The organism is Microbacterium sp. NPDC090281, from assembly GCF_044769635.1.
Classification (GTDB): Bacteria; Actinomycetota; Actinomycetes; order Actinomycetales; family Microbacteriaceae; genus Microbacterium.
Window position 1 is genome coordinate 1048688 of record NZ_JBIVYH010000001.1, and the last position, 12571, is coordinate 1061258.

Below are 12571 nucleotides of genomic sequence, written 5' to 3' on the forward strand. Positions count from 1 at the left end.
CTTCGACGCCGCTTTGGCTGGGACGTCCTGATTTTGGCTGGGACGTCCTGATACCGGAGGCCGATGTCGCAGGCATGGTCGATACCGATCCGAAGGATCAGCCGCACCTGGCTGCAGCCCACGCAGCTGGTGCTCGTCTGGTCATCACCGAGAACATCAAGGACTTCGGGGTCGTCGATCTCGACGAGCTCTCGATGTCTGTCGTCATACCTGATCTGTTCCTCGGCCTGCGGCTGAAAAGGCAAAGCTATGTGGGAGTGATGGAGATCCTTGCTGAAGGACGCACTAGGGACCCACGGACTCCTGCAGGTATCCACAGCCGAGAAGTAGCGCCGAGGCTTCCGATGCTTGCTGAGAAGTTCGAGTCGACTTTCGACACTCATCTCGATCCGCCCGTGAAGGCTCCTATGGTCGAGATCTTCCGTGGATTCCGGTGCGTCCGCTGCGAAGGATCCCTGACGAGCTCGGATCGTCCGCTGTGTGATTCGTGTCGCACCGCCGAGTGACCCGAAGCGACGCGACCCCGCTCGCCCCGTCGGAGAGTCGACTCAGGAGCGCACGAGGCGCGAGATCGCGTCGGTGGCTTCCTTGATCTTCGCGTCCGCATCGGCACTGCTCATCCGCGCGGCGTCGACGACGCAGTGCTTGAGGTGGTCATCGAGGAGGCCGACGGCGACAGCCTGGAGCGCACTGGTCAACGCGCTGATCTGGGTGAGGATGTCGATGCAGTACTTCTCCTCGTCGACCATCTTCGTGATCCCACGCGCCTGACCTTCGATGCGGCGCATCCGATTCAGGTACTTGCTCTTGTCGGTGATGTAGCCGTGCGTGTGCTCTTCGGTCGTCGCATCGGAGGTCATGTCCAGGTCCTTCATCTCGTGGTCGGCCCTCTCAACGGCCGAGGACGGCGCGCGTGCTCGCGTCTGGTGTGAGGTCGATGCGGCGCAGCAGCTGTGCGTTCAGTGCGACGACGATGGTCGACAGCGACATCAGGATAGCGCCGACCGACATCGGCAGGATGAACCCGATCGGGGCCAGGACGCCGGCGGCGAGCGGGACCGAGATCAGGTTGTAGCCGGCCGCCCACCACAGGTTCTGCTTCATCTTGCGGTAGGCGGCGCGGGACAGCTCGATCACGGAGATCACCGAACGCGGGTCGGAGCTCGCGAGGATCACCCCGGCCGAGGCGATGGCGACATCGGTTCCGGCACCGATGGCGATTCCCACGTCGGCCTGTGCGAGGGCGGGCGCGTCGTTCACGCCGTCGCCGACCATCGCCACCTTCTTGCCTTCGGCCTGCAGCTCGGCGACCTTCGCGGACTTGTCCTCGGGGCGCACGCCGGCGAAGACCCGGTCGATGCCGAGTTCGGCAGCCACCGACTCGGCGACGGCTTGAGCGTCGCCCGTGATCATGACGACCTCGACGCCCAGACGGTGGAGGGCATCGACGGCCTGCCGGGACTCGGGACGCACCTCGTCGGCGAGCCTGAGCCCGCCGGCCACCTCGCCGTCGAGGACGACGTGGAGGATGATGGCGCCTTCTTCGCGCCACTCCTCAGCGGCAGCGATCTCGCGCCCGCCGATCTCGTCGAGGAGCTTCGGGCCGCCGACGCGGACCTCTCGGTCGTCGACGGTCGCCGTGACGCCCACTGCCGGAGACGACGTGAATCCAGAGGCCTTCGCGAGCGTGAGGCCTCGTTCCTGTGCCGCGCGCACGATGGCACGAGCCAGCGGGTGCTCGCTGTCCGCCTCCGCGGAGGCGGCGAGGACGAGCAGGCGCTCGGCATCCATGTCGCCGGTCGGCTCGATCGCCGTGATCGTCGGGGCGCCCTTCGTCAGCGTGCCGGTCTTGTCGAACAGGACCGCGTCGACCGTGCGCATGCTCTCCAATGCGAGTCGGTCCTTGATCAGCACGCCACCGCGCGCTGCCCGCTCCGTGGCGATCGACACCACCAGCGGGATCGCGAGACCGAGTGCATGGGGGCAGGCGATGACCAGCACGGTGATGCTGCGCACGACGGCGGCATCCGGATTCCCCACCAGCGTCCACACCACAGCGGTGAGCGCGGCGGAGAGCAGCGCGAACCAGAAGAGGAGTGCGGCGGCGCGGTCGGCGATCCGCTGCGCACGGGACGAGGAGTTCTGCGCTTCGGTCACGAGGCGCTGGATGCCGGCGAGGGCGGTGTCGTCGCCGGTCGCGGTGATCTCGACCCGGAGTCCGGAGTCGGTGGCGACCGTGCCCGCGGTGACGGTGTCGCCCGTGGCTCGCGTGACCGGACGCGATTCGCCGGTCACCATCGACTCGTCCATCGCGGCGGTGCCGTCGATGATGCGGCCGTCGGCGGGGACGGTCCCGCCCGGGCGCACCACGACGACATCGCCGACGACCAGATCGGCGGGGGAGACCTTGACGATCTGGTCGCCCTCGACCCGCTCGGCTTCATCGGGCAACAGGGCGGCGAGCGAGTCGAGCGCCGAGGTCGTCTGTGCGAGCGAACGCATCTCGATCCAGTGGCCGAGCAGCATGATGACGATGAGGAGCGCGAGCTCCCACCAGAACTCGAGCTCGTGGTGGAGCAGCCCGAGTGTCGCGCCCCACGACGCGAAGAAGGCCACGGTGATCGCGAGACCGATGAGGAGCATCATCCCCGGTCTGCGCGTCTTGAGCTCACTGACGGCACCGGTGAGGAACGGCCATCCGCCCCACACATACATGACGGTGCCCAACACCGGCGCGATGAACGTCGCCCAGGCCGGCACCTCGTACCCGAAGATCATCGCGAACATCGGCGAGAACGCGACCACCGGCACGGCGATGACGAGGTTGATCCAGAACAGGCGCCGGAACTGTCCGACGTGATCGCCGTGGCCCTCGTGCCCGGAGTGACCCTCGTGGCCTCCGTGCCCGGAGTGGTCCTCGTGCCCGGAGTGACCCTCGTGACCGGAGTGACCCTCGTGACCGCCGTGCGAAGCCTGGTCGTGGTGGCTGTCGGCGCCGGCGGGGTATGCCGGAGCGTCGTGGTGCGCGTGCGGATCGGTCATGAGTGTTCCTTCCACGGGCTGTCTGCGAGCTCGCCCCTACCCTATACCCCAATAGGGTATTCGGTCCAGGTCAAGGAGACGTCTCGTGGAGGCGCTGTCCCCACTGATAGACCGCGCCGACCGCATCGACCCCGCTGGCTCCGACCACGGTGTCTCCGTGTTCGTGCAGGACGACGAATTCCTCGACCCCTTCGATGAGGGCGTCTTCCGGACGATCGGTGAGGCCCACCCCGGCGATGACCCGCCCATGGATCATCGCCATGTGGGCGCTGCGGGGTCGATACGGTCCGGGGTCGTCCCCACGGGCGAGGGAATGGAGCAGCATCTGGGCGGCGTGCGTCCCTTGAGCTGCGCCGTCGTCCCAGTGGTCGACCCGCCATACTCCGAGGTCGTCGTCGTGGTGCACGGCCGTGCCTCCTGCGGCGAACACGGCCTGGAACTCGGGGGCGCGCAGGCGATCGTCGACATCGACGCCGGCATGCCATGGTGTCGGGGCGACGGGCGTCGTGCCGAGAGCGAAGATGACGAGGTCGGCGGCGACGTCGGATCCGTCATCGAGCGTGATGATCGTCGCATCGACGTCGAGGTGGATCCGATCGATGGTGCGACCGAAGTAGGTCGTCACGTGCAGCTGGTGATCCGCGGAGATCCGCGCGGCGACGGACCGGCCGAAAGAGGCGACGCCGGGGAGGGTGCTACGCGCGATCAGGCTGATCCGGTGCCCCTGTTGCTGCAGCGCCGATGCGGTCTCCGATGCGATCAGTCCCGCACCGTAGATCGCGATCCGCGCGGGCCTGCCGCACGCGATCACCGCCTCTCTGATCCGTACGGCGTCATCCAGCGAGTGCAGCGTGAACAGGGTTCCCGCGTGCGCCGCCGTCTCCATTCCCGGGATGTGGGCGTCGAGGCGACGCGGTCGGCTTCCGGTCGCGATGATGAGGGAGTCGTAGACGACTGTTCGACCCGAGGTCAGATGGACCACTCGAGCTCCGGGATCGACGGTCTCGACCGTGTCGGCGAGGAAGTCGACCGGCGGCAGGGGGAGTCGGGTGAGCTCGGAATCGACCGACCCGTACGCGACGCCCTTGATGAGCATTCGCGAGTACGGTGTCTCGCCGGTCCGGCCGATCAGGGTGGTCTGCATCTCCGTCTGCTCCGCGAGGGCGCGCGCGGCGGCGGTGCCGGCTGCTCCGGCACCGAGTATCACGGCATGGTGCGGGTTCATGGGCAGCGGTCTCCGTTTCTCAGGGGGTGATGGCCGTCGATCATCCGGTCGATGACGCGGGACGGTGGGGTTCGCAGCGGGAGTCGAGCGCCGCGAACCCCACCTCGGGGTCACGCCATGTTGGCGGCGTACTTGGCGGGATCGGAGTCGAAGGCGGGCCCGCATCCGGCGCAGCAGAAGTAGTAGCGCTCGCCCTCGTGGTCCCGGAAGAGTCCCGCAGCCTCCGCGGCCTTCTTGCTCACGGGGCTGCCGACCATCACCGGGCAGGTGGTGAGGTCATCACCGGCGCTGCCGGCGAGCAGGTTCTCGCGGCCGTTTCCTGCCGCAGCAGGGTTCACTGCGCTGGTGCTGCAACAGCTGGCGGTCACCTCGGTGTCGTTCGTCATGCGGGATGATTCCTTTCTCGTTTTCTCCTGGTGGTGGGAGATGGTGCGTGCGTCGTCACTTGGCGACGCTCTTGAACCCGCGCAGGCGCAGGCTGTTGCCGACGACGAAGACGCTGGACAGTGCCATCGCCGCGCCGGCGAGCATCGGGTTGAGCATGCCGAGCGCTGCGACGGGGATCGCCGCGACGTTGTAGGCGAATGCCCAGAACAGGTTGGTCTTGATGGTTCCGAGGGTCTTGCGCGAGAGTCGGATCGCATCGACGGCGCTGCGCAGGTCGCCCCGCACGAGCGTGATGTCGGATGCCTCGATCGCGACGTCCGCGCCCGTTCCCATCGCGAGCCCGAGGTCGGCCTGGGCGAGGGCGGGTGCGTCGTTGACGCCGTCGCCGATCATCGCCACGATCTTCCCGTCGTGCTGCAGCCGGGTGACCACATCGACCTTGTCCTTCGGGAGGACTTCGGCGATGACCTCTTCGATGCCCACCTCTGCGGCGATCTGCCGTGCCACGGCTTCGTTGTCACCGGTGAGCAGGATGGGGGTCAACCCGATCGCCTTGAACTGCGCGATCGCTTCGGCGCTGCTCGGCTTGACGGTATCCGCGACCACCAGGATGCCTCGCGCGCGACCGTCCCAGCCCACCGCGACGACGGTCTTGCCCTCGCCCTCGGCGCGGGCCTTCGTCGACGCGAGTTCCCGGCTCAGCTTCTGCGACCACTCGGCGAGGAGCGATTCGCGGCCGACGAGAACGGCATGGCCCTCGACGACGCCCTGCACGCCCTTGCCTTCGATGTTCGCGAAGTCCTCCGGCGTCGGCAGCGCTCCGATCTCCTGGGTCGCGCCCTTGGCGATCGCCTGCGCGATCGGGTGCTCCGAGGCATCCTCCAACGCCCCGGCCAGTCGCAGCAGTGTCGCGCGGTCGGTGTCGGCCTCCACGACGACGTCGACGAGGGTCATCTTGCCGGTGGTGACCGTGCCGGTCTTGTCCAGCACGACGGTGTCGATCTTGCGGGTGGATTCCAGAACCTCCGGGCCCTTGATGAGCACGCCCATCTGCGCCCCGCGCCCGGTGCCGACAAGCAGTGCCGTCGGTGTGGCCAGCCCCAGCGCGCACGGGCAGGCGATCACGAGCACCGCAACCGCCGCCGTGAAGGCCGCGGTCACCGGGAATCCTGCGCCCAGCCACCCGCCGAGGGCGACGAACGCGATCACGATCACGATCGGCACGAACACCCCGGAGATCCTGTCGGCGAGGCGCTGGACCTCGGCCTTCCCGGTCTGCGCGTCCTCGACGAGCTGAGCCATCTGCGCCAGCTGCGTGTCCGCGCCGATCCGGGTCGCGCGGACCACGAGCCGACCGCCGACGTTCGTCGTGGCACCGGTGACGGTGTCGCCCTCGGCGACCTCTACCGGTACGGCTTCGCCGGTGAGCATGGATGCGTCCACGGCCGACGTCCCGGAGACGACGACACCGTCGGTCGCGATCTTCTCCCCTGGCCGCACGATGAACTCGTCGCCCACCTGGAGATCTTCGACCGGGATCTTCGTCTCCACGCCACCGCGCAGCACGGCGACCTCTTTCGCGCCGAGTTCGAGGAGCGCGCGCAGGGCCGCGCCGGCCTGCTTCTTCGACCGCTTCTCGAAGTAGCGTCCGGCCAGGATGAACATCGTCACCCCCGCGCCCACCTCGAGGTAGATGTTCGCCGCTCCATCGGAGGGAGCCAGCGCGAACTCGAAGGGATGCGTCATGCCCGGCGTGCCCGCCGTGCCGAAGAACAGCGCGTACAGCGACCACAGGAACGCGGCCGAGGTGCCCATCGAGATGAGCGTGTCCATCGTGGCGGTTCCGTGCTTGAGGTTCGTCCACGCGGCCTTGTGGAACGGCCAGGCGGCCCAGATGATCACGGGGGCGGCCAGGGCGAGCGAGGCCCACTGCCAGTAGGTGAACTGCAGTGCAGGGATCATCGCCATGGCGATCACGGGCACCGTCAGCACGATCGCGCCGATCAGCCGGTTGCGCAGGGAGAGCAGCTCCGGGTCGGCGTCGCCGGCGTCTCCGTCCGCCCCTGCATCCTTCTTCTTCCCCTTCGGGGCGGGCAGGGCCGCGGAGTATCCGGTCTTCTCCACCTCGGCGATCAGCACCGCCGTGTCATAACCGTCCGGGACCGTGACCTTCGCCTTCTCGGTCGCGTAGTTGACGGTCGCCACGACGCCCTCGAGCTTGTTCAGCTTCTTCTCGATGCGCATCGCGCAGGAAGCGCAGGTCATTCCGCCGATCTCCAGCTCGACGCCTGACCCCACGCTCGGAGGTGCTGATGTACTCATGTGCTTTTCCTTCTCTTGACTGTGGTTGAGGACTGCAGCGAGCGGCTGCAGCGGAGGCGAGGTCCGACGGTCAGTGACCGTCGTCGTGCGCGCCGCCGTCGGCCGCGGCCTGGCCGTGAGCGGCGTCGACCACGAATTCGGCGGTGTGCACCTGTCCGTCCACCTGGAAGTCCAGGTACAGGAAGTACCGGCCGGCGGTCGGCGCCTCGGCGGCGAACTCGATCTCCGGACCGGAGGTCTCACCCGCCTCGGGCTCGTCCCCCATGGCATGCACGTGCAGGTATGCGAGGTCGCCGTCACGCAGGGCGACGAGATGACCGAATGCCCCCAGGTAGGGCTCCAGGGCGGTGACGGGTGTGCCGTCCTTCGTCACGGTGAGCGTGAGATCCTCTGCCGATCCCGCCGTCAGGTCGCCGTCGAGCGAGACCGTGAAGCCATCGACCTGTGCGATGTGTGTCGGCTCCGGTGTCACCGGGGTGAACGCGCCCGCCACCTGGACGGTGCGGGTGAGAGTGAGCGAGGGGGCGTCGGCGCCGGCGGGCGTGAAGTCCGCGAAGACGCGATAGGTCCCGGCTTCCGTCCATTCCCACGGCAGCGACCAGGTGCCCGTGCTCGCATCCAGCGTCGGGTGGACGTGGCGGAACTGGCTCCCGTCCGATCGCACCACGATGAGGTGCAGGTCTTTGTCGTGCGCGGTCGCATACTCCGTGACCGGGGTGCCCTCGGTGTCCTGGATCCGGAAGGTCAGCTCTCCGGCGATGCCCACTCCTGCGGGCGCCTCGACCGGCGACAGGACGTAGCCTTCCAGGCCGAGCGCGAGCCCCTTCAGTGAGTCCGCCGCGACGGTGGCGGATTCGTCCGTCGTCGTCGCACCGGTGTCGTGACCGCCGTCGTGGCTGTCCATTTCCGTGCCTTTCGTCCAGTCGTTGACAATGCTCGTGGGGATGACGGCGCTCGCGAGACCGAAGGCCCCGCCGAACGCCACCACCAGGCCGAGTCCGTAGAGGGTGAGCCGCGTGCCGGCGTTCATACCGTCCGCACCGCCGAATACCCGGCCTCCGTGACGGCGGCCAGAACCTGTGCGTCGTCCACGGCGCCGGAGCTCGTGACGACGAGCTTGCCGGTCTGCGCGCTCACCTGGATCTCGCCGACGCCGGGGATCTCGGCGACTTCTTCGCGGATCGACATCTCGCAGTGTCCGCACGTCATGCCGGTCACCTGGTACTCGTTCGTGGTCATCACGTCTCCATCTCGTTAGGGTGTACCCGTACTGGGTATCTCATCTTCCTCAACGGTATACCCATAAGGGGTATTCCGCGAACCGGATTTCGGCCTGTGCGACTCGGGTCGAACCGTCGTCAGGCTGGGGTGAGGGGCGCCCGTCGTCGGATCCGACGCACATCTCTGCGCGACGGATCCGACGAGAGCGCCGTGGGTGCTGCTTACTCGGAGGGTGTCGCCGTCCGGAGGCTCCGGCGCGCCCCCGCCACGTCATCCGACGGGATCACGAGGGTCGGGCGCGTGGCGTGATGGAGCACATTCGCCGACGTGCTCCCCAGCAGTGTCGCCTTGAATCCGCGCAGACCCCGGGAGCCGAGGACGATCAGATCGACGTTCAATTCCTCGGCGGCGTCGACGATGGCCTCCGAGGCGGTGGCCATCGTCGACGAGATGAGCGGCTCGGCCTGCAGGCCCAGATCTCGGGCGAGCTGCGCGCCGTCGGCGGCGATCTTCTCCGACACGTCGAGCGCGGCGGCATCGAGGCCCTGCAGCTTCTCCAGCGCCGGATGGCCTTGGAGGTGTGCGGCGAAGCCTTCCAGCGGTTGGCGGGCGTAGAACAGCACCGCGGTCGCGCCGGGGAAGAGGCCGGCGACGGTGTGCATCGCGCTCTGCGCGTTGGGGGAGCCGTCGTAGGCGATGAGCAGTTTCGGAGAGGGCATCAGTGGTTCCTTCGTGTCGATGGCGTGGTCGCTAGGCCGACATGGCGTTGTCGGGGTGCATGGCCGAGGCCCGTGGCTTCGTCATGGTGATCGCGGTGATGATCGCCCCGAGGAGAGCGAGGATCGCTGCGCCGATGAATGCGGCGGAGTACCCCTGGGTGAGCTCCACCGGGGAGGCGTCTGTGCCGGCGATGCCGTAGACGATCGCGGTGAGTACTGCGAGTCCGAGTGCAGAGCCGATCTGGTAGCTGGTGCTGACCAGTCCGGAGGCGACGCCGGTCTCTGCGGGCGGTGCCGCATTGATGGCGGTGCCGAGCGACGGCACGAACGCGAGCGACATGCCGAGCGCGGCCAGCAGGGACGCGGGCAGGACATCGACCGCGTAGTTGCCGTCCGGGCGGACGAAGGCGAGCCACGCTAGTCCGGCCGCGAGCAGCAGGAGGCCGCTGACGATCAGGGACTTCGCGCCGAATCGCTCCTGCAGACGCGGTGCCAGGGCGATCATGACGATCACGACCAAGCCAGTCATCGGAAGGAGTGCGGCGCCGGCGGCGAAGGCACTCGCGCCGAGCACCTGCTGCAGGTACAGGTTCAGGAAGAACCACATCGACACCCAGGCCGCTCCGAGCATCAGCTGTGCCGCGTTCGCAGCCCCCAGGAGCGGCGCGCGGAGCAGGCTCAGGCGCAGCAGCGGGTTGCGGCTGCGCGCCTGGATGACGAAGAAGATCACCAGCAGCACGATGCCCGCGGCCAGCATGCCCAGGGTGGACCAGGTGAGCCAGCCGACCTCGGGGGCGTTGACGACCGCGTAGACGACCGCGGCCAGTCCCACCGTCACCGTGATGGCTCCGCCGATGTCGATGGAGCCCGTCGCCTTGCGGACGGTGCGGGGGAGTGCGGTCGCGGTGAAGGCGAGCACGAAGAGCGCGATCGGCACCGTGACGTAGAAGACCCACGGCCAGCTCACGTACTCGGTCAGGACTCCGCCGAGGAAGACGCCGGCTGTGCCGCCGATCGGTGCGGCGGCTCCGTAGACGGCGAAGGCCTTGGGGAGATCGGACGTGCCTCCGAACAGCATCATCAGCAGGGTGAGTGCGGCGGGGGCGATCATCGCGGATCCGGCGCCCTGGATGGCGCGACCGGCGATCTCGACCCCGACGTTGCCGGCAGCCCCGGCCATGATCGACCCGGCGATCAGGACGAGCCAGCCGAGCACGAAGATCTTCCGCGCACCGAAGGCGTCGGACAGGCGGCCTCCCAGCAGGAGCAGGCCGCCGAAGGCCACGACGTAGGCGTTGAAGACCCAGGACAGCGACTCGGGGGTGAAGCCGAGGGCGCGCTGGATGTCGGGGAGGGCGACGCCGATGATCGAGGTGTCCATGATGACCACGAACTGTGCGGTGGCGATCAGGACGAGCCCGAGCCACCGCTTCGCTCGTGACATGGGTGGGGGTGTGGACATGTTCTTTCCTCCTGTGAAGCTGTGCCGGACGACCCGGTCGCGGTGTAGCCTATACCCATAGGGGGTAGGGGTGCTCGGGTGTGACTACGGAGTCCGCGCGGCAGAACGCCCCCCGTTGCGAAGGAGACAGAGCACATGAGCGAATCCGTCCACGTCTTGCCAGAGGCGTCCCCCGTGCGCGGCACCACGGTGCCGATGACGCGACTGCGCAGAGTGATCGCCGAACGTTCCGTCGCGTCGATGACGTCGATGGCGCAGGTCACGAGCACGGTCGAGGTCGATGTGACCCTGATTGCTCGTCTTCGTGACCGGGTCAAGACCGAGTTCCTGCGCGAGACCGGCCACAAGCTCGGCTTCCTGCCGTTCTTCGCGATGGCCGCAGTCGAGGCGCTCCGCCTTCACCCGATCATCAACGCCACGGTCGACGGCGAGAACATCATCTACCCGGATCATGAGCACCTGAGCATCGCCGTCGACACGGAACGTGGCCTGATGGCCCCCGTTATCCGCAACGCTGCGGAACTCGACATCGCGGCGCTCACCGCGCAGATCGCCGACCTCGCAGCGCGCACCCGCGACAAGCGGTTGAAGCCGGACGAGCTCTCAGGGGGCACCTTCACCCTCACGAACACGGGATCGCGCGGAGCGCTCTTCGACACTCCTGTCGTCTTCCTGCCCCAATCGGCGATCCTCGGCACTGGCGCAGTGGTGAAGCGTGCGGTGGTCGTCTCCACCGATGGCGTGGAGGCGATCGCCGTGCGCTCGCTGGCCTATCTTGCGCTCTCCTACGATCACCGCATCATCGACGGCGCCGACGCCGCGCGGTTCCTCGCGACGGTCAAGGAACGCCTCGAAGAAGGGGCGTTCGCGCCGGATCTCGGGATCTCCGCACGCGACTCGCGGGAGGGGTGAGGTCTGGGGCATGCCGCCGCGGGCGGAGCGTCAGTCGCCATCCCGGATGGTTCGGACCTTGACGCCTACGAGCCCATGAAACGGAAGACCGCGACGAAAGCCGCGAGCAACAGGAGAGTGGCGTTGAACGGTACGGACTTCGCCTCGCGGATGCGGATGTGGATCACGATCGCGACCGCCTGAAGGAGTACGAGTCCTATGGCGGCGATCGGCGTCAGGATCGGGGCGATGCCGGTGAGCCACGGCAGGATCAGCCCGATCGCTCCCAGGATCTCGAGTGTGCCGACGACCTTGATGATCGCGGGCGACGCCGAGCGGGTCCAGCTCATCGTCTGCGCCAACTCCGCCTTCGAGCGGAGCATCTTCGCGCCGCCCGTGAACAGGTAGAGGAGGGCGAGCAGACCGGACACGATCCAGACGGCGATGTTCATCGGGTGTCCTCGACCACGGTCATCGGGATCTCCACCTCATAGTCGTGAGCGCCGATCCAGAGCGCTGCGTCTCCAGGGTCGGCGGAGGCAGGAATGTCGACCTGGCCGCTGAAAGCGCGGTCGACGATCGCGATGTCGCCCAGCGAGACGGTGCCGTCAGGCCCCCGCCATTCGACGGAGACCAGCGGCCACGGCTCATCGAACGAGTGGTTGGTGTCGTTGCAGGGGCCCCAGTACCGTCCGCTGACCGTGACGGTCTGATCCGCCGTGGTGGACGTCGGCGACGCGGTCGCCTCCGCAGCGACGCACGCCCCGGACGACTGCCCCGCGCAGCCCGTCACGACCAGCGCGGCGAACGACAGGGCGACGGCGATAGCGGTGCGGCGGCTCCTCATCGACGACATGCTCATTGATACCGCGTCCGAAGACGGTGCGGCGCACTTCGACTTCGAATCGATACCCGGCGTCGACAGGGGGTGCAGCGCGCGGAGGCGAGTAGCCTCAGTCCATGGGAACTCTCGAGTACAACAGCTCACGACCTCCGATCGAGGTCGATGATGCGACGTTGGCGCACCTGAAGATCGTGATCGGGACGAAGCTGCGCCGCCACGAGAGCTTCATGATGACGTGGCTGCCGGAGGTGAAGAATCCTGCCGGCCGTCTCACGATCTGGATGCACCCGGCGATTCCGCTGATCTTCGCGTACGAAGGCTCGAAGATGCCGGAGATCGACTCGAAGCGGATCGAGCACATGATGGAGAACCTCAACGCCCGAGGAGAACTCGTCCTCGATCAGCTCGGATAGGTCCGCCATCCGTCGTTCTCTCGGCCGACCCGCGCTCGCTGTCGC

General features: G+C 67.7%; 13 protein-coding genes and 1 pseudogene. 3 read left to right on the forward strand and 11 right to left on the reverse strand.

Going from position 1 to position 12571, the window contains the following annotated elements; all coding sequences use genetic code 11:
• Nucleotides 1-74 precede the first annotated feature (74 nt).
• The gene (locus tag ACIQTX_RS04995) at nucleotides 75-506 is read left to right on the forward strand and encodes a hypothetical protein (protein ID WP_402969664.1); all 432 of its coding nucleotides are present in this window, start codon (nucleotides 75-77) and stop codon (nucleotides 504-506) included.
• Between the two features lie 42 nt (nucleotides 507-548).
• On the opposite strand, the gene ACIQTX_RS05000 is transcribed toward ACIQTX_RS04995, so the two are convergent.
• From ACIQTX_RS05000 to ACIQTX_RS05040, 9 genes are all read right to left on the reverse strand, one after another.
• Nucleotides 549-875, reverse strand: coding sequence for a metal-sensitive transcriptional regulator (locus ACIQTX_RS05000; RefSeq protein WP_402969667.1), 327 nt, complete (start codon nucleotides 873-875; stop codon nucleotides 549-551).
• A gap of 16 nt (nucleotides 876-891) precedes the next feature.
• Nucleotides 892-3042: a heavy metal translocating P-type ATPase gene (locus tag ACIQTX_RS05005; protein ID WP_402969670.1), complete on the reverse strand. Its 2151-nt coding sequence runs from the start codon at nucleotides 3040-3042 to the stop codon at nucleotides 892-894.
• A gap of 70 nt (nucleotides 3043-3112) precedes the next feature.
• The gene (locus tag ACIQTX_RS05010; RefSeq protein WP_402969673.1) at nucleotides 3113-4267 is read right to left on the reverse strand and encodes an FAD-dependent oxidoreductase; all 1155 of its coding nucleotides are present in this window, start codon (nucleotides 4265-4267) and stop codon (nucleotides 3113-3115) included.
• A gap of 110 nt (nucleotides 4268-4377) precedes the next feature.
• Nucleotides 4378-4653, reverse strand: coding sequence for a YHS domain-containing protein (locus ACIQTX_RS05015; RefSeq protein WP_402969676.1), 276 nt, complete (start codon nucleotides 4651-4653; stop codon nucleotides 4378-4380).
• Nucleotides 4654-4708: 55 nt separating this feature from the next.
• Nucleotides 4709-6976: a heavy metal translocating P-type ATPase gene (locus ACIQTX_RS05020; RefSeq protein ID WP_402969678.1), complete on the reverse strand. Its 2268-nt coding sequence runs from the start codon at nucleotides 6974-6976 to the stop codon at nucleotides 4709-4711.
• A gap of 70 nt (nucleotides 6977-7046) precedes the next feature.
• Entirely contained in the window at nucleotides 7047-8006 is a 960-nt protein-coding gene (locus ACIQTX_RS05025) for a heavy-metal-associated domain-containing protein (protein WP_402969681.1), read from the reverse strand.
• The gene (locus ACIQTX_RS05030; RefSeq protein WP_105528214.1) at nucleotides 8003-8215 is read right to left on the reverse strand and encodes a heavy-metal-associated domain-containing protein; all 213 of its coding nucleotides are present in this window, start codon (nucleotides 8213-8215) and stop codon (nucleotides 8003-8005) included. The genes ACIQTX_RS05025 and ACIQTX_RS05030 overlap by 4 nt, the downstream gene beginning before the upstream one ends.
• A 203-nt stretch (nucleotides 8216-8418) precedes the next feature.
• Nucleotides 8419-8916 carry a universal stress protein gene (locus ACIQTX_RS05035; protein WP_028502656.1) on the reverse strand — a complete coding sequence of 166 codons (498 nt, stop codon included), beginning with the start codon at nucleotides 8914-8916 and terminating at the stop codon, nucleotides 8419-8421.
• A 31-nt stretch (nucleotides 8917-8947) separates the two neighbouring features.
• A complete protein-coding gene (locus ACIQTX_RS05040) occupies nucleotides 8948-10378 on the reverse strand; it encodes an MFS transporter (RefSeq protein ID WP_402969686.1) in 1431 nt (476 codons plus the stop codon).
• A gap of 162 nt (nucleotides 10379-10540) precedes the next feature.
• Here ACIQTX_RS05040 and ACIQTX_RS05045 point away from each other — a divergent pair.
• Nucleotides 10541-11290: pseudogene (locus ACIQTX_RS05045) on the forward strand (2-oxo acid dehydrogenase subunit E2); the annotation flags it as partial.
• Between the two features lie 65 nt (nucleotides 11291-11355).
• On the opposite strand, the gene ACIQTX_RS05050 reads toward ACIQTX_RS05045, so the two are convergent.
• A complete protein-coding gene (locus tag ACIQTX_RS05050) occupies nucleotides 11356-11721 on the reverse strand; it encodes a DoxX family protein (protein ID WP_402969689.1) in 366 nt (121 codons plus the stop codon).
• A complete protein-coding gene (locus ACIQTX_RS05055; protein ID WP_402969692.1) occupies nucleotides 11718-12116 on the reverse strand; it encodes a hypothetical protein in 399 nt (132 codons plus the stop codon). The genes ACIQTX_RS05050 and ACIQTX_RS05055 overlap by 4 nt, the downstream gene beginning before the upstream one ends.
• Nucleotides 12117-12229: 113 nt before the next feature.
• Here ACIQTX_RS05055 and ACIQTX_RS05060 point away from each other — a divergent pair, with 113 nt between their 5' ends.
• The gene (locus ACIQTX_RS05060) at nucleotides 12230-12526 is read left to right on the forward strand and encodes a hypothetical protein (protein ID WP_402969695.1); all 297 of its coding nucleotides are present in this window, start codon (nucleotides 12230-12232) and stop codon (nucleotides 12524-12526) included.
• Nucleotides 12527-12571: the final 45 nt, after the last annotated feature.